Source organism: Robiginitalea aurantiaca (assembly GCF_030380815.1).
Taxonomy (GTDB): Bacteria; Bacteroidota; Bacteroidia; order Flavobacteriales; family Flavobacteriaceae; genus Robiginitalea; species Robiginitalea aurantiaca.
The window spans coordinates 585,666-612,642 of sequence record NZ_JAUDUY010000002.1; the positions used below are offsets into that span (position 1 = coordinate 585,666).

A 26,977-nucleotide genomic window follows, 5' to 3' on the forward strand; every position below is an offset into this window, starting at 1 on the left:
TTGCAAACGTCGTTTTCTGCACCAATCCAATACGGGTCTTTAAATAACCATGTTACCGTAACCATTAACAAAGTAGTGCGCATAAATTGACAGGATTCCCTGGAACATATAGTCCTATTCAGACGAAAATTCCACCCGCCAAGCTATTGTAAAGCAGCATCCCAGACCGGATCCCAGTCCCCCTCTTCTTTCAGGTAGGTGATCACCTCAGCGCGCATCCGGTGGGTTTCAGCTTCAATCTCCCTGAAAAGCTCCTGATATTCCGGGTATTTTTCAAAGGCTGAAAACGTTGAACCTTTCAGATGGCTGTAAATGCCCAGCCGATGTCCGGGCTCAAAAAAAGCTTCATTCAGTGCCCTTAGGAATCCCTTCAGATCATTTTGCACGTAAGCGCAGTGCATCGGATAAAATTTATTGGCCAACATAACGCGTTTGCCGTGCTGATTGTAATAAGAACACAAAAAGTCCGCGAAAAACGTAGCTTTTTCTTCATCACCTTCTGCCCTTAGAACTTCGATGTATGTCCGCACCGGCCCAATTTCAGAAAGCTGCAGGCTCTCAACCGTCATTTTTCCGGACGCTATATCCCTGTACAATTCAGAAAAATGCTGAAGCAGGATGTCACGGGCTTGCTTAACATTCCCTTGCAAATAATACACCCTCGCCAGGTTTGTATACCCAAGCTTTTTGTCCAGCCCTTTGTCCTCCATCCAAATATGGGTCAGATCCAGGGCGTCCGGGTACCGCTGCTCGATAATACAGATCTCATAGGCCGGCTCATAGGTGTATATCGGGTTGTCCGGAAACTTCACCTGATTCAGATGGGCGTACTTTTTGGCCATGGGTACTAAATCCAAGTCCAGGGCCAGGAGCCTTCCCCAAAATAAGAATCCATAGGTATAGGGCTGTTCTTTCAGGGCTTCCTGAATCACGCTGAATGCCGACAGATAATTGCCTCCCGGTTGATCGGCCAACATAATGGCTTTGAAAAAAATCGATCCCCTGCTTGGATTTTCCTTCGACGCTTCTTCCAGAATGATCACAAAGGCTTTTTCCCGCTGGTCCCATTTCCAGAATAAATCCCGGGCATATACATTGTTATAAAGGTGGTTTAGCGGGTCCAGTCTCAAGGCGTTCTCCAAATAGCCATGGGCAGTGTGATATTTCCCGATACCCCTGAAGACCTGGTGGAGCCGGTAACTGCTTCTGTGGTGATTCGGATTCATCTCCAGCACCTTGCGAAAGCCGGATATGATCTCGGTAGAATCATTTAGAATGTTGCCCTGTATGTAATCGAAATCCGCTTTGGCAAATAACACTTCAGGGCTTTCAGGGTTCAATTCCAAGGCCATTCTCATATACTTTTCCATCATCCGATCCCGTTCCTCCTGGTTTAAACTGCCGTAATAATGCCACCTGCCGTACAAAAAGGTAAGCTCTGCATAAGCTTCGGCAAAATAAGGATCCAATTCTACTGACCTTTCCAGCCAGTGTATGGCCTGTGTAATCGAATCTTCGTACCGCACTTTTCCTTTTTTAACGGCCTTGAGGTATAATTCCAGGGCTTCCAGGTTGGCAGTCCTCCTTTGACGGATCAGATCCCTTACATCCTCAGGCAGGGAGCGCTTCAATTGCATGGCGACTTTATTGGAAATTTCCTCCTGCATTTCAAAAATAGCCTCGGAATTTTCCTGGAACGATTCAGACCAAAGCTGAATTCCGGTTTTGGCATCTATGAGTTTAACCGAAGCCTTAAGTTGATTTCCCTGGTGCGAAAGGGACCCATCCACCAGATAATCAACACCCAGCCTTTTTCCGATTTTCGAGCAGGCTTCCCTTTTATCGACCTGAAAGGAAGAGGATGCGGTCACCACCTTTAGCATACTCAGGTTGCTCAGGGAATTGAGGACTTCGTCCGCAAGTGCGTATGCTTTGTAGCCCTGGGCAGAATCAGCGCCCAGATAGTCAAATTTGAGTACGGCGAGGGATTTTTCTCCTTCCGGGGAATTGCTCCCCCCCACAGCGGATATCCCAAAAATCGCAAATAGAATGGCTAGGGCCCCTAAAGCCAATGGGAGCAACACTTTTCTGGATTTGGATGGCTCAGAGACCTTCGCATCCCTAGAGGTATGTCCGTTCTGGTCCGCCGTGCTGGGGGAGTACCCGAAGTATTCCCTAAAGCAGGTAGAGAAATAAGTAGGGCTGTTAAAGCCTACCATATAGGCGATCTCGGTGATCGGGTACTGATCCGTCTTAAGGAGCTCCAGGGCCCTGTCCAACCGAATCTCACGAATAAACTGGCTGGCCGACTTTTGTTCCGCTTCCCTGACCCTCCGGTACAATTCGGAACGGCTGATGCCCAGTTCTTCCGCAAGCGCAGAAACCCCGAACTGGGGGTTCAGTAGGTTGTCCAGAACAACCTGCCTGGCTCTTAATATAAACCCATTGGAAGGCATTACACGCTGAATGTTGGAGGCTTTCCTTTAAAGATAACCTTTTCGCAAAAAAGTTAAAAACGGGTGGCTTCACTGGACGGCCCTCCTGGAAAAACAATGAAACCCCATTAGTAATGGGCATATTCCCGTTTAGGAGGTCGTTCGGAACATAGTTTCAAACCTTAAAAAAAAATTTAAGGTGTTTGTATCATGCCTGAAACCAGCTCTATGTTGAATTCCGGAGCTTTAAAAGGCAATCATAAACCTAAAAACAAACATTATGAAAACAAAAACTTGTATCGCACTGGCATCAATGCTATTGATCTTTTCCTGCTCTGATCCAGAGGAACCGGCTTTGGGAGTAGAAGAAATGCAAAGTATTCAAATCAAGAGCCCTATTGCCGAAATACTCTCCACGGAGAGGGGCAAGGCATCTATGTCCGCCCTCTTTCGCCCCCAGGGTACCGCCAAGGGAAATGGGAACGGGGTTGTATTTATAAAAAATGCCGCTGATTATGTGGCGTGTAGTTTTGGGGAAGATCGTTTTGTCTGTTTCTATGAGATTGATGAAAACGGTTTCTACAGGTCTCCTATCGATGTTACATTCCTTCCAAACGGAGAAGCTCAATTCAATTCGCGTTCCAAAGACTTTGCCGTAGAAGTTTATAACGAGGTTTTTGACCTGATCTATTCCAACCTTTGCTATGAAGAACGTGTGGGTAATTTACACATAAATGTGAAAGCCCCCTTTGAATTGATTACCGATGATCCTTTCGTGGATTTTGATTATTACACCCCGGTTTTCAGTGATATCTCTTCTGCTAACAATTTGCAATTGACGGCCCTGGTCAATGATGCGGCACGAAACCTCGACATTGATAATCTTACCTGGGATTGTACGGACCCGACCTCCGAGAAAAAACTTAAGGTTACAAGCTTATTTACTCCGAGTGGAAACTTAAATGTGAAGATCTCACTCAGGTAGTCCACGATCTTCCCTATCAGCTAATCTTGAACCATCAGTTCCACACTGATGGTTTTTTTTGAGGAGTCACTGAATAATCCATAAAGCAAAAAATTGTCGAATCCCCATTCTTAGACCCGAGTGAGTAAGTAAGATAAATTGTATCTTCCTACTTCAACATTCACGAAATAACCCTTGCCATGTTCAGACGCCTCTTCTTGATTGTTTTATTCGGATTCCTCCTCAACAGCTCCTTCGGACAATCCCAGATCTACGAACTCAGGGTGTATGAGCTCGATTTTTTCAGGCCTGCAGAAGTTTTGCACACTTACCTGGAAAAGGCTCTGATCCCGGCCCTGAACCGACAGGGGATTAAACATGTGGGAGCTTTTGAGGAAGCAGGCGATGCCCTGCCCAAAAAGCTATACCTGCTCATAGCTTATGATAACATGGGAGCTTACGGTACGGTAACAGATGCCCTTAGAAAGGATAGTAACTACCTTTCGGCTGCCGAACCCTATTTTGAAGCGCCTGAAGAAAAGATCGCATACAACAGGTACGAAAGCAGTTTTATTCGATCCGTTGTGGGCTTTCCAGACCTGTTAAAACCGGCTGAGGATTCCGAGCTATTCGAATTGCGGATATACGAAAGCCACAATGAGGATGCCCTGAGGCGAAAGGTAAAGATGTTCAACGATAGTGAATTCAAAATATTCGAGGAGGTGGGGTTGCCCATGGTATTTTTCGGGGAAAACATTTCAGGGCATCAAATGCCCTGTCTTACCTACCTGCTGGCATTTAAGGACAAAGCCGGGCATGAAGAAGCCTGGTCTAAGTTCGGCCCGCATCCCGAGTGGCAGCGCATCACCAAACTCGAGGAATACGCCAACTCCATGAACGACATCACACGTGTATTTCTCAAACCTTTGCCGTATTCGCAATTGTAGACTGCGGGTTTCAGGTTTTTGTGGGTGGCCTTTCCTTATCCCTGATTTTGGGGGTTTCCTGAATGGAAGTTGCTGGGGTTGTGTGTAATTTGTTACTGGGGTGGGCAGGACTTTTCACCCCCCTATGATCACTGATGAAATGGAGCATACCTCCATTTCGCCTACCCTCATCTCAGCATTTCACAGCAGTGCCCGAGGCCGTAACCATAATCATCCCACCATTGGCTCCCAGGGTCTCATAATCCAGGTCAATCCCGATGACTGCATTGGCACCCATTTTTCGGGCTTCTTCCTGCATTTCAGAAAGGGCGTTGTTTTTAGCTTCCCGCAGTACGCGCTCATAGGAGCCAGACCGGCCGCCTACAACATCCCGGATGCCTGCAAAAATATCCTTGAATATATTAGCGCCAATAATGGTTTCGCCCGTTACAATACCGAGGTATTCAGATATGGGGTGGTTTTCAAGGGTGTTCGTAGTGGTCAATAGCATGCTAAATGATTTATAGTTCGAAAAGTAATTGCACCGGGAAACCTAATGCTACCGGTATACCCTTTATAGGTGTCGGGAATTGAAGAAATGTTACGCAGAACTGAAAGGAAATTGCACGGGTGTGAATTATCTTGGTTTTGGGGAGGGAGGGTAACCCCACCCATTTGATCATAACCACGCCAATACCAAACACATGATATTGTACTTTTTCGATGAACAACACGATTTTAGCAAATTGAGGCAATAGATCGTAATTTTTTGACTTTCATCTCCGAGAAGGAGTCATTGATCGCCTGCTGGTGTATTTTACGGAAGGTTTATCAAAAAAAAAGCCCTGATTCATGTTGGGAAAACTTGTGATAAACCCGGACAAGAACACTTGAGAAATGGAGATTAAGCGATGAAAACGCTGCAAATAGCCACATTAGATACACTGGATAACGCCCAGCTGCTTTCGCTGATCAAAAAACACAAGTGGGCAGGGCTTTCAAAAGAAGCCATGGACAAAATCGTCCAAATCCTGTCAGGTCGCGGATTGGATAAGGACGTTCTAAGGCGGATCGGATATCTGAGTGCAGATCCCTTTAATGAGGCCCTAAAATATTACCTCGCCTTCAAGCGATATTCCAAATGGGTTTTTGTGTGTTACCTTGTCTTCATCGGCTCTATCCTAACTTCATATCTTTTCGAACCTTCTCCTGTAATATCTGTAGGTTTAATCCTCATTTTTTCCTCCCTGCTGACTCTGGTCATGGTAGCGTTATTTAAACAATCCCTTTTCTACAGGGCTTTAGGCGCTTACCACTCGGATGGGAGCCCCCTGGCTTTTTTCTTCCTGGGAATGCCCCTTTTCTTCCTGATGTATTTCAGTTACAAGCAAAAAATGGAAACGCGACTCGAAGAGTTGGTCTAGGCCTTGGCGTAAAAAATTCAAAGAACTTATTATATTTACTACAACCGGGTCAGGCATCCCAATGTTCCGGCAGGCCATTTCTTTTGTTCCAATAACACCACAAAAATGAAACTGACTAAAATTCAATGGGTAACGCTGGTGGCACTCCTTGCCTATCTGGTTTATGAGTTCATCCTGATTCCCAAATGGGAGGCAACCCTGCCGGAATCCGACCCTGTAATACGAGCAGATATTTTTCTGATCTACCCAGTCCTGCTGATTCTTGTCCTGATCTCCGCAATCCAGTTTTTTCGTAAAAAATAGACCCAGATATGACCGAAAGACGAATCATAACGTTCCTGTTTATGATCGCCCTTATTGGATGTAAAGGCGATCCGAAAACGAAGGCCCCCGCTGAAACTCAGGGGGCAGAAATATCCAGTCCGCCCGAAGAAACGATTGGCGGTGAGGTAACCGGGTCGCGCGATTTCTGTTATGTGCGTAAGTCCGCTGCCCCGAGTACTATGGGTGAGGCCTATAATTACGACTTTATTCGTTTTAGGTTGAATGACGGAGATAAGGTCGAAGGAACCTTTCTGTCTTCACCCTATGGTACAGATGGTTCACGTGGATCGATCTCTGGTATCTACCAGGAAGACCAAAAACGCTTTAAGACGACGACCACCTATTTGGCGGAAGGGGAGTATTACGAGGAGCAGCGAGACTACGAAATCGGGGCGGAAGGAGTTTCGCTTTTAGATGACTCAGGCAAACCCATTATCACTGTCCCTGTTGTTTCCTGCGAGAAGTACACCGTTGAAATGAGGGCGTACCAGCAGGGAATCCTGAAAAAAAAGGTGAACACTACGGACCGCAGCCGACTGAAACAGGTCAAAGAAGTTAACGATTTCGGATATACGCAGCAGCAGCTGGATAACCTGCGTTTTATGGAGCTTGAAATCGACCTGGACAATGATTACACCACCCGGGAATACCTGCTCTACATCATGGATCCGATGGTGTGTGGCAGCGGTGGGTGCAACCTGCTTATCATTGATGAAAACGGGAAAACACTTTCCAATACAACTGTGGTGAAACTGCCCATCTATCTGCCTGCTACTACAATAGAAGGTATGAAGTCGAAAGGATCCTGGAAACCCCTGTATGTATGGAGTCAGGGATTCAGGAAACTCGATTCGGAGGATGGCAAATATCCTTCCAATGCCTCTATGGCCACGGAAGTACCTCAAGAGGAATTAGAAGGGCATCCTGAAAACTATCAGTTGGTTTTGGATTATCTGGAGTAGGCTAACTGCCCGGATCAACTGCCTGCCTGATAAGAAATCTGGATGTCAGAGGCTGAAAAGCAACCCCTTGCCATCTCAAGTATTTTAGTACCTTTCCGTAGCAAACAACACAAGTTATGACCGACCTTCAAATCGCCCAGGGTGCCGAGGCCCTTCATATCCGGGACATTGCTTCCAAATTAGATATCCCCGAATCCCAGCTGGAGTTTTACGGCAGCAACAAAGCCAAACTCCCCCTCTCGCTGATCGATTCGGAAAAAGCTTCCAAGAGCAACCTTATCCTTGTAACCGCCATTACCCCTACCCCAGCCGGGGAAGGCAAAACAACGGTTTCCATAGGTTTGGGCGATGGTCTGAATTACATTGGCAAAAAAGCGCTTACTGTAATTCGGGAGCCGAGCCTGGGACCCGTCTTTGGGATCAAGGGAGGTGCTGCTGGCGGGGGTCACAGCCAGGTCATTCCTATGGCGGATATCAATCTGCATTTTACAGGGGATTTTAACGCTGTTGAAAAGGCAAATAACCTGCTTGCAGCATTGATCGATAATAATATTCAGGCAAAAACAGGTAACCTGGGAATCGACCCGCGAACGGTTCTCTGGAAGCGGTGTATGGATATGAACGACCGCGGACTTCGAAAAATCATAGCTGCACTAGGGGGAAAAGCGGGAGGAATCCCCAGGGAAACCGGATTCAATATTACGGCTGCATCGGAGATAATGGCAATCCTTTGTCTTAGCAATGACTTTGAAGACCTTCAGAATAGGTGCGGGAACATTTATATTGGTGATACGTTCGATGGGAAGCCGGTTTATGCAAAAGATCTAAAGGCTGAAGGGGCCATGGCAGTACTTCTTAAAGATGCCATAAAGCCAAATCTGGTCCAAACCCTGGAAGCAAACCCGGCCATCATTCACGGCGGCCCGTTTGCCAACATCGCCCAGGGTACGAATTCCGTCCTGGCGACCCGAATGGGCCTCAGCCTGGCCGATTATGTAGTTACCGAAGCTGGATTCGGGGCCGACCTCGGAGCGGAGAAATTCCTTAATATTAAATGCCGTACGGCCGGATTGTCCCCAAAAGCCATCGTTTTGGTCGCTACAATCCGTGCCTTAAAATACCACGGTGGGAAACCTATTTCAGAACTGACAGAGGAAGACACAGATGCGCTTAAGGCGGGTCTTCCCAATCTGGACCGGCACCTTAAAAGCCTACAAAGTTTTGGCGTACCCGTGGTGGTCGCCATTAATAATTTTGTCAAGGATACCCCTGCAGAAAAAAAACTGCTTATGGACCACTGTACCGCACAGGGAATTCCAGTGGAAATAAGCAATGGTTGGGCCAAGGGAGGAGAAGGTTGTGCCCCTCTGGCTGAAGCCGTTGTAAAAGCCGCCTCGGGATGCGACACGCGTTTCAGGCCAACCTACGATCTTGAGGATTCCCCGCGGGTCAAAATGGAAAAAATTTGCCGCACCATCTACGGGGCGGAAAACGTTATTCTTTCAAATAAAGCCAGCAGACAACTCAAAAGGTTCGAAACCCTGGGGTATGGCAATCTCCCAATCTGTATGGCCAAAACTCAGAAAAGCCTTAGCGACGACGAGAAGAAACTGGGGCGACCTGAAAATTTTGATATCCATATTCGGGAATTTGAAATTGCCGCAGGGGCAGGGTTTGTTGTGCCGATTGCAGGTAACATCCTCAGAATGCCAGGTCTTCCCTCCAGCCCGGCCTCTGAGCGCATTACAATTGACCGGGATGGTAATATCTCAGGGCTGTTTTAGAAGGAATACTTCCGAATTTCAACCAAATAAACACAGAGATTATGCTTTGTCCTGGTTTCCGTAGAGTCGAGTGATAACAAGGACATGAGGAAACGTAATCGCCGCCAGGAAAGAAAAGAACAAGGGCAAGTATCCGTACTCGCTGTCTTTTAAAAACATAAAGGCCAGGGCAAGGGTAAATAAGGCTCCAATCCAGTAGATCGCAGAGGCTTTTAGGTACTTCTTTCCACTTTTAAGACTGATATTCCCATAGAGTAGCCGAACCTGATCTGCAAGGGATGGAATGGAATGCCAAACGACAAAATATATGGCGAAAGCCCATAAAAGGGATGCCGTATTAAATACGACGAAAAATAATCCCAACAATAACAACTCCCTTAGGATGTAGCGTAGAAACTGGCTTATGTAGAAATTTGAGAATGCCAGGGTCAGGAATAACAAAAAACTACCAAAAAGGATGTAAGCTATCCAATCCCCTGGTGGTGCATACCCGCTGATATCGTATATGATTTCGGATACTTCTGCCCTGTGCGCATAGAACAATAGAAAAAGTACCACCAACCCATAGGTCAAATAGAGCAGCTTCTGAAGGCGTTTACTGTTGCCTTTGCGCTTCACCCAATGTTGTTCTCCAAAATGATAGGCGCTGAATGCAATAAACAGGGAGAGCGCAAGTATTGGGAGCAGGTAAAAAAGCAGGGCACTGAGGCCGACAAAACCAATATAGGCTGCAAGTATACTCAGGCCGGTTCTCTTCTGATTCCCGCCTATACCTTTCCGCCTGAGTATTTCCAAATCATTAGCCCCGTGGAGTATGCCAAAAGAAAAGATCAGCGTAAAGGCCAATACCTCCTCTACAGACTCACCAAAAAAAATCGCCAGCCATAGAAAAAAGAAGGTGGATACCATCATGGCATTTCTCAATTCCGCACTTTTCCACCGATTATTTTTCATAATGTTTAACAATTTATGTTTTTATTTAGACATTTCTGTTTAATTATTTATTAATTTTATTAAACAAAACTACTAAAAACTAATTATTATGATGAGTCTTTTTTCAAATTTTTCGCTCGTGACCAAGATGGCTACGGACGATTATGTAGGTTTCACCTTTTTTGTTGGGTGTATGGCCATGATGGCTGCCTCCGCATTTTTCTTCCTGTCTATGAATCATTTCGACAAGAAGTGGCGCGTTTCAATTCTGGTTTCCGGCCTGATCACCTTTATCGCGGCGGTCCACTATTGGTACATGCGTGACTATTGGGCGGTGAACATGGAATCCCCTACCTTCTTCAGGTATGTAGACTGGATACTTACCGTACCATTGATGTGCGTAGAGTTTTTCCTTATCCTCAGGGTAGCCGGGGCTAAGAAATCCCTGATGTGGAACCTGATCTTTCTCTCAGTGATTATGCTGGTTACCGGCTATTTCGGAGAAGCTGTATTCCGCGACCAGGCATGGCTCTGGGGTCTGATTTCCGGGATTGCCTACTTTATTATTGTTTACATCATTTGGTTTGGTTCCGCGAAGAAATTGGCAGAAAACGCAGGAGGTGCTGTGCTCAGTGCCCACAAAACCCTTTGCTGGTTTGTACTCGTCGGATGGGCGATTTATCCGCTTGGGTATATGGCTGGAACCCCAGGATGGTATGAAGGATGGTTCTCGGGCCTCAATATGGATGTCATCTACAATATCGGGGACGCCATAAACAAAATAGGTTTCGGACTGGTGGTCTATAACCTTGCTGTAAATGCATCCGGCTATAGCAGCGAAAAAGCATAGATGTCTTTTTGGATGATTGATGAGAAAAGGGCTTCCTGTAGTGGGAAGCCCTTTTTTTGTTTGTTTCATTACAGCCCAAAAGCGAAAGGGTATACAGAATCCCTGAATGATGAAAAACACGTACTTTTAAAGAGACAAAAAAACACCGCCTCCCTCAAGTAGGGAGATTGCAGAGAAATACCGAATATGTTTGTTTACCTCAGGCAGCTTCGCCGGAAACTTATAAACGGGAATTCCTTCTTAAAGTACCTGCTCTACGGGCTGGGAGAATTACTTCTTATTGTTATGGGGATCCTTCTTGCCTTATATGTGGATAACTGGAATGACCACAGGCTTGAAAATAAGCGGGAGCAATTCTACCTCACCGAGCTGCGAGCCGAATTCGAAGCAAGCCGGATCAAACTGGAAAACCTCATTGAAGCAAACCGTCAGACGTATTACAAAGCAAGTGAAATTGCCAATGTCATGATACAGGGTGGAGAAGGCCTGAGTGAACTCGAGTTTTCAGGCCTCTTGTTTCACTCATTCTCTGATGAAATAACCTATAACCCAAACAACTCCGTACTACAGGAACTGCTCAACTCCGGGCGGCTTGAATACCTCTCGAACCCTGCCCTTCGGGGCCACCTTACCACCTGGTCCTCAAGGCTCGAACAAATTAGGCAGCAGGAACAAAACCTCAGGGAACAACGGGCCGAAGTCATGGAGCTGGCCCTAAAAGAGGGTGGTAGTATTCGGGGTATCCTGGAAAATACAGGGATCCTCACGGGGGAAATGGGGCTCCTGCCAAGTAATACAAAAACGAACAACCTGGACCTGCTGCATTCAAGAAACCTGGAAAACCACCTGTTAATTTTTATACTTACCGCCCGCCTTACTGAAAAGAACCATTACCTCCCCCTACTTATAGAGATTGAAACCATCATAGATCTTATAGACGGAAGCCTTGGAATGTAGAACTACATACGCTGGGGAACTTCAATCCCGAGCAATGCTGTGGCATTCCGGATCACTTCACCCACCTTTTCCGTGAGTTGCACCCTGAATTTCTTGTGCACCTCATCTGTTTCACCAAGAATCGGAACTTGCTGATACAGGGAGTTGAAATCCTTAACCAGGTCGTAGGTATAATTGGCAACCAGGGCTGGGCTATATTGCAGGGCGGCTTCTTCCACAATATGTGGAAATTGCTCCAGGTCTTTTAGGAGTTGCTTTTCCTTGACATGCAAATCGCCCAGGGAAGATGCCGGGATGGTTGCCCCAAAATCAAAATCCGCCTTCCGGAGTATCGATTGGATCCGGGCATAGGTATATTGAATAAAGGGTCCGGTATTGCCCTGAAAATCCACGGATTCCTCCGGGTTAAAAAGCATGCGCTTCCGGGGATCCACTTTCAGGATATAATACTTCAGGGCTCCCAACCCAATGGTATGGTACAGTTGTTCCTTCTCAACAGCGGAAAAATCATCAACCCTGCCGTGTTCCTCTGCAATTTGCCTGGCCGTTTCATCCATTTCCTCAATCAGATCATCGGCATCCACGACGGTTCCCTCCCTGCTCTTCATCTTGCCTGTGGGCAGGTCTACCATGCCATAACTGAGATGGTATAAGTTTTCGGCCCACTGATAACCCAGTTTTTTCAATATCAGGAAGAGCACCCTAAAATGATAATCCTGTTCATTGCCGACGGTGTAAACCATCCCCGTAATGTCCGGGTAATCCCGAACTCGCTGAATGGCCGTCCCAATATCCTGGGTCATATATACCGCAGTACCATCGGCCCTGAGCACAATCTTTTCGTCCAGGCCATCCTCCGTGAGATCGATCCAGACGCTTCCGTCCTCTTTGGTAAAGAACACTCCTTTTTCCAGGCCTTCAGCCACGACATCCTTACCCAGGAGGTAGGTTTCACTTTCGTAGTATAAGGTGTCAAAATCCACTCCCAGAGCTCCGTAAGTGGCATTAAACCCATCATACACCCAGCCGTTCATCAACTTCCATAAGGCAACGACCTTTTCATCCCCGGCTTCCCAGAGGCGAAGTAATTCCTGGGCTTCTTTTAGGCTTGGCGCCTGCTTCTCGGCCTCTTCCTGCGTCATTCCTTCGGATACCAAACGCAGCACTTCATCCCGGTAGGCATTGTTAAAGGCCACATAGTAATTCCCGACCAGCTTATCTCCCTTTAATCCTGAGCTCTCCGGAGATTCACCTTTTCCGTAGCGCTCCCAGGCTAGCATACTCTTGCAGATATGAATCCCCCGGTCATTGACGATCTGCGTTTTATAGACTTTATTCCCGGCTGCCTTTAAAATTTCGGAAACCGAATACCCCAGGAGGATGTTTCGGATATGGCCCAAATGAAGGGGTTTGTTCGTGTTTGGTGAAGAATATTCGACCATAACGACCCCCTTGGAATTGGGTTTTTGATAACCATAGGACACTTCATTCCGGATGTGATTGAAAAAATCCAAATAATAAGCATCGCTGATTTCAAGGTTTAAAAACCCCTTAATGGTATTAAAACCGGAAACCTGCTGAAGGTTGGATTTCAGGAACTCACCTATAGCATTTCCGATTTCGACCGGGTTTCCCTTCACCTGGCGAAGCATGGGAAAAACCACAACGGTAATATCCCCCACAAATTCCTTACGCGTAGGTTGTAATTCCACTGTTTCCAGCGTTGCACCAAAGAGGTCCTTAACCCCTTCTTTTACCTTTTGAATCAACAAGGCTGATAGGTCCATAAACCGATGATTAAGGCTGCAAAACTACATAATTTTAGACGCACTACAGCAGGTTTGAGGGAATCGATCGAAATGGCTAACTTTACGTAAAAACGCTATGTTATTGACATATTTTGGTTTCAACCGGGCTGCCGGGGTAGTGAATCACCTTCAATATCCACAGAATGCTCGTTAATGTATCCTACAATAATCCCGAACTAACCCGTAAGATAGACGATCTTCTGGGTAAGCCCTTCACATTGAAAGAAAGATGGGCGCTTAAAGGCATCGGGTCGCCTAAACTTTTTATTACCGGCTCGAGTATTGAAATTCAAAATCTGCTACTTCTCGATAATAACCGGAACAGCTGCAATATTGAACTCCGTCCCAAAGGAATTATTCTGCGATTCAGATCCTTATTAGAGACCTATGGCTTAATCATTCCGTATTATAAACTGACCCTGTATAAAGGGGATCTCGGTGTTTATACCGTTCATGTTGACAATCACTTTGTCAGGGTGCAGGCAGATACCAAGGCGATACAAAAGTTTTTTGTAAAGCTTCTCGGATACAAGGCCGATCAGATTCCCGAGGCCCCCCCCAGCATGGAAGACTTATGACCGCACATTCACAAGAGGTACGCCCCTTAAAAATCCTGCTCACCGGAGCCAATGGATATATTGGAATGCGCCTGCTGCCCGAGCTGCTCAGACAAGGTCATCATATTGTCTGTGCAGTGCGGGACGAGAAACGCCTTTCCATTGATTCGGAAACGCGGAAAAAAATAGAGGTTGTCGAAATAGATTTCCTGAAGCCACCCGGTCCCGGCGTATTTCCCTCCGATTTTGATGTGGCCTACTATCTGATCCACTCCATGAGTTCCTCGATTTCCGATTTTGACGTCAAGGAGGCAAAATCGGCGAGAAACTTCAACGCCTACATGGAACAGGCAAAGCCTTCCCAGGTCATCTACCTCAGCGGAATTGTGAACAATAGCGAATTGTCCAAACACCTCAGTTCGCGCAAAAATGTTGAGGAAATCCTCTACGAAGGCCCCTTTGAGCTCACTGTTCTTCGGGCGGGAATCATAGTGGGTTCAGGGAGTTCTTCTTTTGAGATTATCAGGGATCTCTGTGAAAAACTCCCCGTAATGATCACTCCTAAATGGGTGCTGACGCGAACACAACCTATTGCCATCCGCGATGTCATCCGGTTCCTTACCGGGGTTCTGGGAAGGGAGGATACCTTTAATCAGTCCTTTGATATTGGTGGCCCGGACGTCATTACCTATAAGGAAATGCTGGAGCGCTATGCAAAGGTTCGGGGGTTCCGGAATTGGATACTTACAGTCCCCGTGATGACTCCTAAACTTTCCTCTTACTGGTTGTATTTTGTCACTTCCACCTCCTATAAGCTGGCCATAAACCTTGTGGACAGCATGAAAATGGAAGTTGTGGCCCGCGACAGCAAACTTCAGGACTTACTGGGGATTAAAACCCATACCTATGAAGAAGCCATCGACATGGCTTTCGAAAAAATCGAACAGAATTTAGTGGTCAGCAGTTGGAAAGACAGTATGGTCAGCGGACGGTTCAACCAAAACCTGGAGCGGTATATTCAGGTACCTAAATTCGGGGTGCTTACGGACGAAAAACAGCGGAAAGTTGGCAATCGGGAAGCCGTCCTGGAAAACATATGGAAAATTGGGGGGGAAAATGGTTGGTATTATGCAAATTGGCTCTGGCGGTTCCGCGGATTTTTGGATAAAATAAGTGGAGGCGTTGGCCTTAGGCGGGGCCGGACGCATCCCGATAAAATCTTTGCCGGCGATTCCCTCGATTTCTGGAGGGTCTTGTTGGCCGATCGGGAAAAAGGCCGGCTCTTGTTATTCGCCGAGATGCGGTTGCCCGGAGAAGCCTGGCTGGAATTCCGTATTGACGATGAGGACATTCTGCATCAGACCGCAACCTTTCGTCCGAGGGGGTTGCTGGGTCGCCTGTACTGGTATGCCATCGTCCCACTTCACTACTTTATCTTCAGTGGTATGATTCGGAATATTGTGGAGAAAACGTAATCCTCAGTGGGCTGATTAACCCATTTAAAAGCCCGGCTTATGGTCATATACCTGGAAAAACCCGTCCCTCCTGAATGGGTTGGTATCCAAATCCGGAAAGGGAATTTGTCATAACTTCGTGCAAGGATTCAGTCTCATGCGGTGGTTTTCGAATATAAACTCTCTTTTCATTTTTATAGCTTGTTCAGTAAGCCTGGCAGGTTGTTCAAAAAAGGAGAGCGCCAGAGATGATGTCAAAAAAGTATATGTGGCGGAATCTGATTCCGGGTATCAGCTCATCAAAGATGGAAACCCCTTTTTTGTTAAAGGCGCCTGTGTGGGGGATGACCACTGGGCAGCCTTTAAGGAAGTCGGTGGTAATACCATCCGTATTTACGACCCTGTAAATCTCGGAGCAAAGCTGGATCGTGCTGATTCTCTGGGGCTAATGGTAGCAGTGGATATCCCGTTACCCGAATATACCGAACTAAACAACTGGTATGCCGATCCCGGTAATATGGAGCAGACGACCAAAGAAGTCTCAGAATTGGTTTCCCAGCACAAGGATCACCCTGCACTGCTTTTTTGGATTTTGGGCAATGAAATTCTTTATCCAAACTACCTTCAGGACAGAGATTTTGTCAGGAAATTCAATGCCCTGATCTCCTTGTGTCATGATTTGGATCCAAACCATCCGGTAACAACCACTGTAGGTGGCATGAGTCGCAGGACTGTATTGAGTCTTAAATGGGGGAGTTCTGAACTGGATTTTCTTTCTATTAACGTTTTCGGGTCGATCGCTTCCCTTCCATACAGAATGAAAACCATAGCAGCATTTTATAAACATCCCTTTATGATCACCGAATGGGGTATCAATGGTCCCTGGGAGGCCAGAGAAACAACTTCCTGGGGGGCACCTATTGAAAAAACCAGCACAAAGAAAGCTGAACAATACTCCGAGCGATATTCCGATATCATGGACTTAGACAGCACGCGTGTTCTTGGTGGGTTTTTCTTTTACTGGGGGGCTGTACATCAGGCTACCCCTACCTGGTTTAGTTCCTTTTTACCCGACGGACGGCCTACACAGGTTGTCCATGAAACCAATAGAATTCTGGGTAAAGTAGTCAGGCCATATCGGGGCCCCAGGCTCGGATACATATTGCTTGAAGGTCAGGGTGCCCCCGGGAATATAATCCTTACCCCAGGTGAGGAGGTAACCGCCTCCATTCACCATGCAACTCCGGATCCTTCTCAATTGGAAGTGAAATGGAATATCCGACCCGAAAACTGGAATCGATCCCCAAAGGCAACCTTAGACCTGGAATCCCCGGGGGTTATACCGACAGTTTTTACGCATCCAAATCCAAGGGAAGTGCTTTTTCAGACACCCTTAAAAGAAGGGCCTTACCGCCTGTATCTGTACTTAAGTGACAAGGAAGGTCACGTGGCAACAGCGAATATTCCATTTTTCATCCTGAACCCGGAATATGCACGATAACCCACATATTCAGGCTCCGATTCCCAAAGAGCAATGGGTTATCCGCATCCTGATCCTGTTAGGTGTGCTTTCTATTCTGAATTTTCTCTATTGGTTTTTTCAGCCAGCATTCCGGGGACATCCGGTTCTATATGGAATGTTATGTGTAGTCTTTGGGTATGGGATGCTGCGGCACCTATACCTCTGGTACCATTACGCAGCAATCAAAGTGCCCAAAACTCCTGCGGTTACCCCTGAAGTATCCATAGATGTGTTAACGACTTATTTTCCTGGTGAGCCCATAGAAATGGTGGAGAAAACCCTTCGGGCTATTAAGGATATTACCTATCCCCATACCGCATACTTATGCGATGAAGCTAACGATCCCTACCTGAGAAACCTTTGTGAGCAATTAGGTGTCCGTCATGTGACCCGGCTGACGCGGAAGGACGCCAAGGCCGGAAATATCAACAATGCGTTAAGACAGGCTTCCGGGCAGATTTGCCTGATACTGGATCCCGATCATATTCCACAACCGGATATCCTGGACCATATTCTCCCCCAATTTTCAGATCCTGAAGTGGGCTTTGTACAAATTGTCCAGTCTTACCACAATCGCAAAAGTTCCCTTGTCGCCCGGGGGGCAGCAGAGCAGACCTATCAGTTTTATGGTCCTATGATGATGTCCATGAACTCCTATGGCACTGTAAACGCCATTGGGGCAAATTGCACTTTCCGAAGAAGTGCCCTCGACAGTATCGGTGGGCATGCACCCGGGCTGGCCGAGGATATGCATACAGCAATGCAGTTGTATGCCAAAGGTTGGAAATCCGTATATGTACCAAAAGTGCTTGCCCGGGGTCAGGTACCCGAAACACTCCTAACACATTTCAAACAACAGCTCAAATGGTCACGGGGCACCTTTGACTTGCTCTTCAGGGTCTACCCCCGATTGTTTCCCAAGTTCACCTGGCGTCAGAAATTGCATTTTGGTTTGTTGCCCCTGCATTTCCTTATCGGTCTGATCTACCTTCTGAGCTTTTGTATTCCCGTGGCCTCCCTTATTTTTTCAATCTCTCCATGGACGGGAAACATTCTGATTTTCCTTTTGGCCATAACCCCTGTCGCCCTTAGTACTTTGCTGATCCGGGCCTACATACAGAAATGGGTTATTGAGCGCACAGAACGTGGATTCCATCTAGCGGGAGGACTACTACAGATCAGTACCTGGTGGATTCATTTTCTGGGCTTTGTTTATTCGATCATTAATAAAGAAGTACCCTACCTGCCTACTGAGAAGAAAGAAATCCAGGTTACCAACCTTCAGATCGTCATCCCCAATATTCTGGTGGGTCTGGTCTCTGTATTTGCAATCGTCTATGGTCTTTCCAGAGATCTTACCCCTTTTTCGATAATGATGGCAGGGTTTGCAGCCCTTAACGCCAGCTTCATGTTCTTCAGCCTCTATCTTGCAACCGGGGTTACTAACAATAGTAGAATCTTCAAGGAGCATTTGCCCCAATTTATTCAGGAAATAGGGGTATCGATAAAATCCATCTACCGCAAAATTTCTCGCTTTGTATTCACTTGGGCACGTAAAGGAGCCCTACCAGTGCTCTTACTCGGAACCCTTACGACTGCCTTTCTTATAGACCAATACGTGTACAGTCAATGGGAAGGTATTACCGCTAAATTACCCTCACCCAGAAAAGGACCTGATTACTCCGGAATCTTCTATCCCACCGAACCAAATGGCCTCTCCAGTATGGAAGCCATAGGGAATTTGGAGAACGACCTGGAACAAAAATTTGATCTGATCTCCCTTTACCTGGCGTGGGGAGACGGCCCCTCCAATGAGGTACCCCAGGATCTGATTCAGGACATCTACAAATCCGGGGCGTTACCCATGATCACCTGGGAACCCTGGATGAACGATTTTAGAGCTTCTGACTCCATCCCGGAAATGAACGAGAACAAGGGCGTTTTTAAAAAAATCCTCAGCGGCCAGTTTGACGGTTATATCGATAGGTTTGCTGAGCGACTCAAATCCTTTAATGCTCCGGTCTTTCTCCGATTTGCACATGAATTCGACAATCCTTCATACCCATGGTCTTCCAGTGGAGGGAATAGTCCTCAGGAATTCAGGCAAGCCTGGCAATATGTATATGATCGTTTTTCAGCCCAAAGCGCTTTTAATGTTATCTGGGTGTGGAATCCATTGTATCCCTTAAATGTTGAAATGTATTTTCCAGGTAACGCCTACATGGATTGGATTGGGGTAACCTCTCTGAATTATGGCACACTTAACCAGGACGGACAATGGAGAGGATTCAAGACCCTCTATGAACCCTTTGAAAAGGCTTTTGAAAAGCTCCCGGACCTTCCGGTAATGCTCGCTGAATTTGGATCTTTAAATCTGGGTGGCAATCGCGATCTGTGGTTTTCCGAAGCACTTAGCACGTCTGATCAAACCTATCCCAGGATAAAGGCTCGAGTGTTTTTTAACAGTAAATGGGACCAAAATATTCCGTTGGGAACGAATTATGGCAATACATACTTGGATTGGACGGTATCCCCGGAATCATTGCAATTATTGCAGAAAGCGGATCCACTAGAAGAGGGCTCTTATACGCAAATACCCATTGTGGAAAAGGATAACGCATACACTCCACTACCGTTCCCCAATAATCAAATCCGTGGTGTGCGCTACAAAAAGGGACAGCGATGGTTCAGCAGCCACTATGTCCTGGATCGTCCAACTCTGGAAAAGGACTTTCGCGAATTAAAAAATATCGGGGTCAATACCATTCGCGTTGATGATCCTGAGGTCTATTCCTATAACTTGCTCCGAATAGCAGCTGAACAGGGCCTCCAGTTGATATACAGTTTTCGAATTCCCGATACGCTGGACTTCCGCGAAGATCAGGTCGCATTGCAAGAGCTCCGGGAAAAAATTATAAAAATCATAAAACGCTATAAAGATCAATCTCATATCTCAGCATGGAATCTGGGCAATCCCGTTTGGGATAATCTCGGAAAAAGGTTCGCCCGCCCTGCCCTCGACCTTCAGCGCAGTGCTTTTCTGGTTTGGTTTGAAGACCTCTGCGATGAGATTAAGAATATTGATCCACAACGTCGGTTGTTTGCAGATTTTTCAATATCACAGGGTTCAGAAGAGTATATCCATAGGGTGAAAAATAGAAAAATACCTATTGATGCCCTCGGACTGATGATCCGCGATTCAGCAGATATCAGCACTTTCAAACGCATAAACAGCCGGCAGGAAATATCTTATTACATAGCAGATAGCAAGGTAGAAGACCTCAAAAACCTAGAGGAGTCTCATGTCGTCATCAGGAACTGGCAGGATCAATGGGAAGCACATCACGTGACTTTTGATGGCCTGGTGGACCATCGGGGACAAAAAAAGCCATCATACTACACACTTAGGGCACACTGGACCGATATGACCTTCGAAGTTGTTCCGGTAAGCATCTCTATCCTGCGCCCGGCCTTTATCCTTCTGCCCGGAGATAAAAGAGTCTTTACTGCCCTGAAGTATGAAAACGGATCATGGCAGAATCCCACGGAGGCAGAAGCAGAAAACTTTGAATGGATTTTAGTGAAACGCGGCCATTTTGGCGAACCTATTGGGTTGAAACCTCTGAGAAGAGGCAGCCAGCTGGAGTTAGAGATTCCCGAAGAATACATGTCTTATCAGTTACTGCTTACCTATAAGGAAAAGAACACAGACAAACCGGTGATCTCTGTTCGCAAAAGCCTTAACCTACCGCTATACCCCAGCAATTGAATCAGGGCATTTTAACGGGTAAAAACACCTCTGCCATCATGCATCGGGCACTGCCACCTCCACAGGTCTCAATGGTATCCAGCGGGCTGGAAAGGATTCGCGATGATTTTTCGATTACTGCTATCTGGTCGGGATTCAGGGAATCATGGGCCGACTGGCTCATCACAAGAAGTCGCTCTCCATCCGTACCCAAAACCTGTAGCATATTCCCGGCAAAAGCATGCATCTGGGACTCCGAGATCTCGATAATCTCTTTCCCATCGCTCCTTAGATGATCCAGGACATTTTTGCGCTCTTTTTTATCGTCTATGGCATCGAGGCAAATCACGGCAAATTGTTCGCCTATACACATCATTACATTCGTATGGTAGATAGGAAGTCTTTTCCCGTCTACAGATTGATTGGCCGTAAAGATCACAGGGGTTACTTCGAATTCTTCACAGAATTCAATAAAAAGGGCCTCATCTGCCCTGTCTGAGAGGGCACAATAGGCTTTTTGATTCTCCCGGTCCATTAGGATACTCCCGGTACCCTCCAGAAAATACCCTTCCAACTCAGCGCGCGTATAGTCTAAGATCTGACGTATTTCGAATCCTTCTTCCTCGAGAATTGCAAATATGTCTTCCCTTCGTTCCCTGCGCCGATTCTCGGCATACATGGGGTACACCACCACAGTCCCATCCTTGTGGAAAGAAACCCAGTTGTTGGGAAAAATAGAATCTGGGGTATCCGTTTCCACCCGGTCCTCCACAACGATTACCCTTATCCCTTCCTTCCGGAGCTTTTGGACAAAGGTGTCAAACTCTTCCTGCGCCTGACGATTTATAACTGAATTTCGAAGTTCCAGGTCTTCCTGGAAAAAATTATTTACCGCTGTCTCCTCGTTCATTCGGAACTGGACAGGACGCACCATGAGGATGGAGTTTGTAATCTGCATAGAAACAATAAAAAGGTGCTCAAATGTAGCTAAATCTGCGGGTATATTTGAGGATCAAAATGGAGATTCATCGGCTATTTTTGAGAAATGTCGAACAGCTGTTTCTCAAGTGGGATGCGGGCTTTAAAATAATACCCTAAATTTCTGTATCTTCGGTTCCATCACTGATATTTCGGCAGATTTTGGAGTCTTATAGCATGATCGCCTCAGCGGGTCTTATATGCGGGATTCTCTCCAGCATGGTACTTCTGCTGTTTCCCCTATCACGGAAATCAGCCAATCGTTTTCTCGGTATCTCAGTACTGATTCTCACGCATCTCCTGTTGATGTCTTTGCTCAACAATACCAGGTGGATTCTAGAAGTCCCTTTTATCATGAGGAGCGGGAATTTCACGGTTTATCTTTTTACGCCTTTTCTGTATCTTTTCTACAGGGGGGTCTTCAAAAGTGAAAAGAACTGGAAACTTCATTACTATCTGTTTTTCATCCCTTCGCTAATATATCTGGTTGACTACCTGCCTTTTTTTCTGCTCCCTTCAAATGAAAAGATAGCTCTCTTTTCAAAGACGCTTGCCGATCCCAGCGAACTTATAAAGGTCAATGAAGGATTGTTTGGATGGACCAATTTCCACTTTACCTTCAGAACACTGTGGTCTGCATTCTTCCTCTTTCTGATCGCTCGAATCCTCGTGGAATTCCGCCTGGATTTCAGTAAGAGCCCCAATACCAGAAACGTGTTGTTTTACGGAAGGCTGGTTGTGTTATGGAGTATTATCGTCGTCCTGCTGTTACTTCCGGCTTTGGGGTTCCTGTTCTTTGAATTCAAGGATTATACCCAGATTTTTATGATGACTTCGATAGCTGTAACCCTTTTCCTGATCACCCTAAACCTCCTTTTTAGCCCCAGGCTGCTTTATGGATATTACTGGATTTTTGACGGTGATCCTATATTGCCAAAGAATCCTGACGAAAAAACAGTCAATGGTGGAAGTACGGAAGATTTAGAACTGCTAAATCAAATCAATACGGTTGTGAAAGAGCGGTTTCTCTATGAAAATGTAGGATATACCATTCATAATCTGGCTCAGGAAACTGAAATTCCCTCCTACCGTATTTCGTATGTTATCAATACGTGTACCGGAAAGAATTTTTCAAATTGGTTCAATGCCTTCCGAATTGAAAAATTCATCGCTTTAGTTGAAAACGGCAATGCCTCCAAATATACGCTGGACTCCATTGCACCCAACTGCGGCTTTAGTTCAAGATCCACGCTAATAACGGCATTCAAGAAGGAAAAAGGGACGACACCGGGCAGGTACCTGAAAACAATGTCCCGCTTTAGATATTAGAAGGGACTTCAGGCCTGTCCGCGCTCCAGAGGAAGCGTACTGCAGCGCAACAACCCCCCTTGTTTTCCGACTTCCTGATATGAAATTTCCTCTACCGTAAGTCCCTGCTTCCGCAGCCAGGTATTAAGGCGTTCAAAGCTCCGTTCTGAAACGACCACTTCTGGGGAAATGGAAAAAACGTTGCTGAACATCCGATACATTTCATCTTCAGTAATTTCAAAGACTTTCTCAGGGCCAAAATAATCCACCAGCCATTGGTATTCCCCGTGATTTATAAAACTCTCCTTGTGGAGAATGGCCATATCCCGGCCAACAGGCTGAAAACAACAATCCAGGTGCAACGCGTTCTTTCTCGGATTCGTATTGGATTTCCGTAATTCAAAAGGCTTTATGATACGCTTTGGAAAGGTATCTTTCAGGAAATCAACCGCTTCCTGATTTGTTCGTGCAGTTATGAAATCGCGATAGCCCGGGCCCGTGTATGTCCCTACAAAAAGATACTCATTCCAGGGCATTACATCTCCCCCCTCTACATGCACCTCTTCTGGCGGGACGATCACCTGGTCCTCTTCCAAATGGTCCAGAACATGCAATATCGCTTCAAATTCACGTTCCCGCTCGGGCAGGATATTTGCCTCTACCAACCGGTTGTCAACGACAAAGGCTATATCCCTTGAAAATATTTGATTGCAGTCTTCCAGAATTTCCGGGCGGAAAACCTGAACCCCATGCTTTTCTAGAACAGCTGAAAAACCTTGCATTTCACGAACCATATCAGCCTCATCCGGATACGTGCCGGCAAGGATATGCTCCAGGGATTTGGGATCGTAAGCCTCTTCAGGTTTGGGCATCGGGCCGGAACTCATGGCGGTTCCCAGCACGACGGATTTCAATGGAGAAGTCTCATCGGTAATCTGAAGATTAAACATTGATATCTTGTTTAGGGTTGCTGGAAGATACAAAAAAGGACCCCCTGATTGGGAATCCTTTCCTGGTTGATTCAAGTATCGACTATCGTTTGTTTAAAGGAACGAAAGAGCGTTTATTTTCACCTACATAAACCTGTCTGGGTCGTCCAATCGGTTCATTTTTAAGCCGCATTTCCCGGTACTGGGCAATCCAGCCAGGCAGCCGTCCGAGGGCAAACATTACGGTAAACATATCCACCGGAATCCCCAGGGCGCGATAAATTATACCGGAGTAAAAGTCCACATTGGGATACAACTTGCGTTCGACGAAATACGGATCCTCCAGGGCTTCCTTTTCCAGGCCTTTTGCAATATTGAGAATCGGATCGTCGACTCCGAGCTGGGCCAGAACCTCATCTGCCGCCTTTTTAATTATCCGGGCTCTGGGATCAAAATTCTTATAAACCCTATGGCCGAAGCCCATCAATCGGAACGGGTCATTCTTATCCTTGGCTTTTGCCATATATTTCTTGGTATCTCCGTCATCCGCCTGTATGGCTTCCAGCATTTGGAGAACCGCCATATTGGCCCCTCCGTGGAGTGGCCCCCACAGGGCTGAGATACCTGCGGAAATGGAAGCAAATAGTCCCGCATGCGAAGATCCGACGATCCGCACCGTTGAGGTGGAGCAATTCTGCTCGTGGTCCCCGTGAAGGATTAGGAGTTTATCAAGGGCTTCAATCACCGTATCATTGATTTCATATTCCCGATTCGGCCGCTTGAACATCATTTTATGGATGTTCTGTACATATCCAAGGGAATCATCTCCATAGTCGAGAGGTAATCCCATTTTCTTTCTTAGTGTCCAGGACACAAGCACCGGGAACTTTGCCAATAAACGCACTATGGCATGGTACAGATCAGCTTCCGAAGTGACATCCACTGAAGAGGGATTAAATGCGATAAGCGCACTGGTCAATGAAGACAGAACACCCATTGGATGGGCCGATTTCGGAAATCCATCCAGAATCTTCTTCATTTCTTCATCAACATGCGACTCTGCCTTGATATCCGAATGGAATTTTTCGAGTTCCTGTGTGTTTGGGAGTTCTCCAAAAATCAACAGGTAGGCAACCTCCAGGAAGTCGGCTTTCTCAGCTAGCTCTTCAATAGGGTAACCCCTGTATCTGAGGATTCCTTTTTCTCCATCCAGAAAGGTGATAGCACTTTCACATGACCCGGTATTCTTGAATCCCGGATCTAGAGTAATCAGCCCGGTGGCCGATCTCAGCGCCTTGATATCGATTGCCAGTTCATTTTCTGTTCCCTCCACAACGGGGAAATCGTAAGTTTTCCCTCCAAAGGAAATTTGTGCTTCTTCTGCCATAGTTTGGAATTCTGATAAATTTTGAACGTCCTGTAAAAATAAGAAAACGCCCCCACCTTAACAATTTGAAGCCCTCCTTTAAACCTTTATTAACACAAGGTCCTCCTATATGGGTCAAATCACAATTGATAGAGTTCCTTATAATACTCCTCCACGCTAGAACTCCACGTAAATCGTTCCTTTGCGGCCGCTTTCTTAATTTTCTGCCATCGCTCCTGTTCATTGAGAAACAAGTCGGTTACCTCTTTAAAGGTTCTGCCAATGGCGGTGATTTTTTCCTCATAGGATTCACCTTCAAAAAGAAAGCCTGTCTCCATATGTCGGATGGTATCTTTCAAACCCCCTGTGGCATGCGCAAAGCACGGATTTCCATTTCGCATGGCGAGCATCTGGCTAATCCCGCAAGGCTCAAAAAGACTGGGCATCAGATAAAGATCCGCTTCCAGATACATCGAATCGATCAGGTCTTCGGATTGGGCGTTGGTGAAGATAAAATTCGGATAGGCATAACTCACCTCCCGAAAAAACTCCTCGTAATCCGGAGCACCGGTTCCCAACAGCATATAAATCCCATTGACTTCCTGTAGTACGCTTAGTATTTCCTCAAGGGAATGGGGATCATTTTTAAAGAAATAGAACTTTTGTTCCGTCAGCCGCGCTACACTGGCACATATCATGGCAGGCGGTGATTCCATAAGTCTCAACACCTTTTCTCCGGTGTGGGCCAGAAAATCTGCCTTGTATTTTTTATCCTCCATCTGCAGCCAGCGGAAGATTTCCGAAATGGTATTCGTAAATAGTTTACCCGTGGTAGCCGTTCGGATATTTTTGTAGTTGCATCCATTCAGGATTCCAAATAACCGATTCTCATTTCGGGCGGCGACCAGGTCCTTCTCAAGACCCTCTCCACCAATAAATTCGGGGGGTTTACTGGGTTTTAAAATGTCCTCCATATAAGAGGGTGAGACTGTATGAACAGCGTCCGCTTTTCGGATTCCAAGGGCCATGAGATTAATGCAATCCGTATATCGCGGGTCCTGCAAAGCACCTAACTCATAGCTGCAATCCGGAAACCATGCCTGAAGAGAGGACGGATTATCCCTTAACGGACGAATCCCCTGTATCGCCAGATTATGTATGGAGTAGACAAAACGGATCGCTTTAAGAGCGTTGTAATCCGGGTGGAATTCCCTTAAAAAAAGGAGCAAACTTGTATGCCAGTCATGAAGGTGAATGACATCGGGATTCCCAAAGCGGGACTCCTGGATTGCCCCGGCGACCCCCGTACAGAAAATGGCAAACTTTATGGCGTCATTGTAGAAGGGTTCTTCCGGATCGTGGTGGTACATATGGGCAATTTGCCCTGCGGTAATCTCTGGATGGTGCAACACATAATGAACTATACCCGGAAATTCCTTTTTTGGTTTCACCTTATAAAGTTCCGCCTCATAAGACGTACCGGCGAATAAAAACGCTACCGCGCCAATGTACTCACCTTTCTGGTGCAGCCGACTATAGGACGGTACCACAATGGAGACCTGATCTCCCCTTTCGGCTATTGCGCGGGGTACATCCCTGACAACATCCCCCATTCCCCCTGCTTTGCAATCGAGAATGGCATCGTTTTCGGCAGCTACAAAGAGGAAATTGCTTGGCATACTTCTAAGATATGGAATTAAAACACGGGGGGACATCCCGATGGGCTAAATTAAAAAAGGTCCTGAAAT

21 protein-coding genes are annotated in these 26,977 nt (G+C 46.4%); 13 read left to right on the forward strand and 8 right to left on the reverse strand.

Annotated elements, in window-relative coordinates; all coding sequences use genetic code 11:
* Positions 1 to 143: 143 nt before the first annotated feature.
* Positions 144 to 2,456 carry a helix-turn-helix domain-containing protein gene (locus QU605_RS06120; RefSeq protein ID WP_289724392.1) on the reverse strand — a complete coding sequence of 771 codons (2,313 nt, stop codon included), beginning with the start codon at positions 2,454 to 2,456 and terminating at the stop codon, positions 144 to 146.
* A 259-nt stretch (positions 2,457 to 2,715) separates the two neighbouring features.
* Here QU605_RS06120 and QU605_RS06125 point away from each other — a divergent pair, with 259 nt between their 5' ends.
* Positions 2,716 to 3,420, forward strand: a complete 705-nt coding sequence (locus QU605_RS06125) for a hypothetical protein (protein WP_289724393.1) — start codon at positions 2,716 to 2,718, stop codon at positions 3,418 to 3,420.
* A gap of 179 nt (positions 3,421 to 3,599) precedes the next feature.
* Positions 3,600 to 4,346: an NIPSNAP family protein gene (locus QU605_RS06130; protein ID WP_289724394.1), complete on the forward strand. Its 747-nt coding sequence runs from the start codon at positions 3,600 to 3,602 to the stop codon at positions 4,344 to 4,346.
* 172 nt (positions 4,347 to 4,518) lie between these two features.
* On the opposite strand, the gene QU605_RS06135 is transcribed toward QU605_RS06130, so the two are convergent.
* The gene (locus QU605_RS06135) at positions 4,519 to 4,836 is read right to left on the reverse strand and encodes a YbjQ family protein (RefSeq protein WP_289724395.1); all 318 of its coding nucleotides are present in this window, start codon (positions 4,834 to 4,836) and stop codon (positions 4,519 to 4,521) included.
* Positions 4,837 to 5,236: 400 nt separating this feature from the next.
* Here QU605_RS06135 and QU605_RS06140 point away from each other — a divergent pair, with 400 nt between their 5' ends.
* From QU605_RS06140 to QU605_RS06155, 4 genes are all read left to right on the forward strand, one after another.
* Positions 5,237 to 5,749 (forward strand): hypothetical protein, encoded by a 513-nt coding sequence (locus QU605_RS06140; RefSeq protein WP_289724396.1) that lies wholly within the window; start codon positions 5,237 to 5,239, stop codon positions 5,747 to 5,749.
* A gap of 105 nt (positions 5,750 to 5,854) precedes the next feature.
* Complete coding sequence (locus QU605_RS06145; protein ID WP_289724397.1) at positions 5,855 to 6,052, forward strand: hypothetical protein; 198 nt, start codon at positions 5,855 to 5,857, stop codon at positions 6,050 to 6,052.
* Between the two features lie 8 nt (positions 6,053 to 6,060).
* Positions 6,061 to 7,035, forward strand: coding sequence for a hypothetical protein (locus QU605_RS06150; RefSeq protein ID WP_289724398.1), 975 nt, complete (start codon positions 6,061 to 6,063; stop codon positions 7,033 to 7,035).
* 116 nt (positions 7,036 to 7,151) lie between these two features.
* The gene (locus QU605_RS06155) at positions 7,152 to 8,819 is read left to right on the forward strand and encodes a formate--tetrahydrofolate ligase (protein ID WP_289724399.1); all 1,668 of its coding nucleotides are present in this window, start codon (positions 7,152 to 7,154) and stop codon (positions 8,817 to 8,819) included.
* Between the two features lie 39 nt (positions 8,820 to 8,858).
* On the opposite strand, the gene QU605_RS06160 is transcribed toward QU605_RS06155, so the two are convergent.
* A complete protein-coding gene (locus tag QU605_RS06160; RefSeq protein WP_289724400.1) occupies positions 8,859 to 9,773 on the reverse strand; it encodes a Brp/Blh family beta-carotene 15,15'-dioxygenase in 915 nt (304 codons plus the stop codon).
* 91 nt (positions 9,774 to 9,864) lie between these two features.
* Here QU605_RS06160 and QU605_RS06165 point away from each other — a divergent pair, with 91 nt between their 5' ends.
* Both QU605_RS06165 and QU605_RS06170 read left to right on the forward strand, forming a co-directional pair.
* Positions 9,865 to 10,602, forward strand: coding sequence for a bacteriorhodopsin-like (locus QU605_RS06165; protein ID WP_289724459.1), 738 nt, complete (start codon positions 9,865 to 9,867; stop codon positions 10,600 to 10,602).
* A gap of 186 nt (positions 10,603 to 10,788) precedes the next feature.
* The gene (locus tag QU605_RS06170) at positions 10,789 to 11,559 is read left to right on the forward strand and encodes a DUF6090 family protein (protein WP_289724401.1); all 771 of its coding nucleotides are present in this window, start codon (positions 10,789 to 10,791) and stop codon (positions 11,557 to 11,559) included.
* Between the two features lie 2 nt (positions 11,560 to 11,561).
* Here the strand turns inward: QU605_RS06170 and argS are convergent, their stop codons facing one another.
* A complete protein-coding gene (gene argS, locus QU605_RS06175) occupies positions 11,562 to 13,346 on the reverse strand; it encodes an arginine--tRNA ligase (protein ID WP_289724402.1) in 1,785 nt (594 codons plus the stop codon).
* A 164-nt stretch (positions 13,347 to 13,510) separates the two neighbouring features.
* Here argS and QU605_RS06180 point away from each other — a divergent pair, with 164 nt between their 5' ends.
* From QU605_RS06180 to QU605_RS06195, 4 genes are all read left to right on the forward strand, one after another.
* The gene (locus QU605_RS06180; protein ID WP_289724403.1) at positions 13,511 to 13,945 is read left to right on the forward strand and encodes a hypothetical protein; all 435 of its coding nucleotides are present in this window, start codon (positions 13,511 to 13,513) and stop codon (positions 13,943 to 13,945) included.
* Complete coding sequence (locus QU605_RS06185) at positions 13,942 to 15,399, forward strand: SDR family oxidoreductase (RefSeq protein ID WP_289724404.1); 1,458 nt, start codon at positions 13,942 to 13,944, stop codon at positions 15,397 to 15,399. Before QU605_RS06180 ends, QU605_RS06185 begins: the two co-directional genes overlap by 4 nt.
* Positions 15,400 to 15,646: 247 nt before the next feature.
* A complete protein-coding gene (locus tag QU605_RS06190; RefSeq protein ID WP_289724405.1) occupies positions 15,647 to 16,879 on the forward strand; it encodes a glycoside hydrolase family 2 TIM barrel-domain containing protein in 1,233 nt (410 codons plus the stop codon).
* Positions 16,869 to 20,669 carry a glycosyltransferase family 2 protein gene (locus QU605_RS06195; RefSeq protein ID WP_289724406.1) on the forward strand — a complete coding sequence of 1,267 codons (3,801 nt, stop codon included), beginning with the start codon at positions 16,869 to 16,871 and terminating at the stop codon, positions 20,667 to 20,669. Before QU605_RS06190 ends, QU605_RS06195 begins: the two co-directional genes overlap by 11 nt.
* Before the next feature lies 1 nt (position 20,670).
* On the opposite strand, the gene ctlX is transcribed toward QU605_RS06195, so the two are convergent.
* Positions 20,671 to 21,606, reverse strand: coding sequence for a citrulline utilization hydrolase CtlX (ctlX, locus tag QU605_RS06200; protein ID WP_289724407.1), 936 nt, complete (start codon positions 21,604 to 21,606; stop codon positions 20,671 to 20,673).
* A 197-nt stretch (positions 21,607 to 21,803) separates the two neighbouring features.
* On the opposite strand from ctlX, the gene QU605_RS06205 reads away from it, so the two are divergent.
* Positions 21,804 to 22,955 carry a helix-turn-helix domain-containing protein gene (locus tag QU605_RS06205; protein WP_289724408.1) on the forward strand — a complete coding sequence of 384 codons (1,152 nt, stop codon included), beginning with the start codon at positions 21,804 to 21,806 and terminating at the stop codon, positions 22,953 to 22,955.
* An 8-nt stretch (positions 22,956 to 22,963) separates the two neighbouring features.
* On the opposite strand, the gene QU605_RS06210 is transcribed toward QU605_RS06205, so the two are convergent.
* The 3 genes from QU605_RS06210 to QU605_RS06220 all read right to left on the reverse strand — a co-directional run bounded on the left by QU605_RS06210 (position 22,964) and on the right by QU605_RS06220 (position 26,908).
* On the reverse strand, positions 22,964 to 23,884 hold the full coding sequence (locus QU605_RS06210; protein WP_289724409.1) for a dimethylarginine dimethylaminohydrolase family protein: 921 nt from the start codon (positions 23,882 to 23,884) through the stop codon (positions 22,964 to 22,966).
* A gap of 82 nt (positions 23,885 to 23,966) precedes the next feature.
* Positions 23,967 to 25,250, reverse strand: a complete 1,284-nt coding sequence (locus QU605_RS06215; protein WP_289724410.1) for a citrate synthase — start codon at positions 25,248 to 25,250, stop codon at positions 23,967 to 23,969.
* A gap of 119 nt (positions 25,251 to 25,369) precedes the next feature.
* Entirely contained in the window at positions 25,370 to 26,908 is a 1,539-nt protein-coding gene (locus tag QU605_RS06220; protein WP_289724411.1) for a glycogen synthase, read from the reverse strand.
* Positions 26,909 to 26,977: the final 69 nt, after the last annotated feature.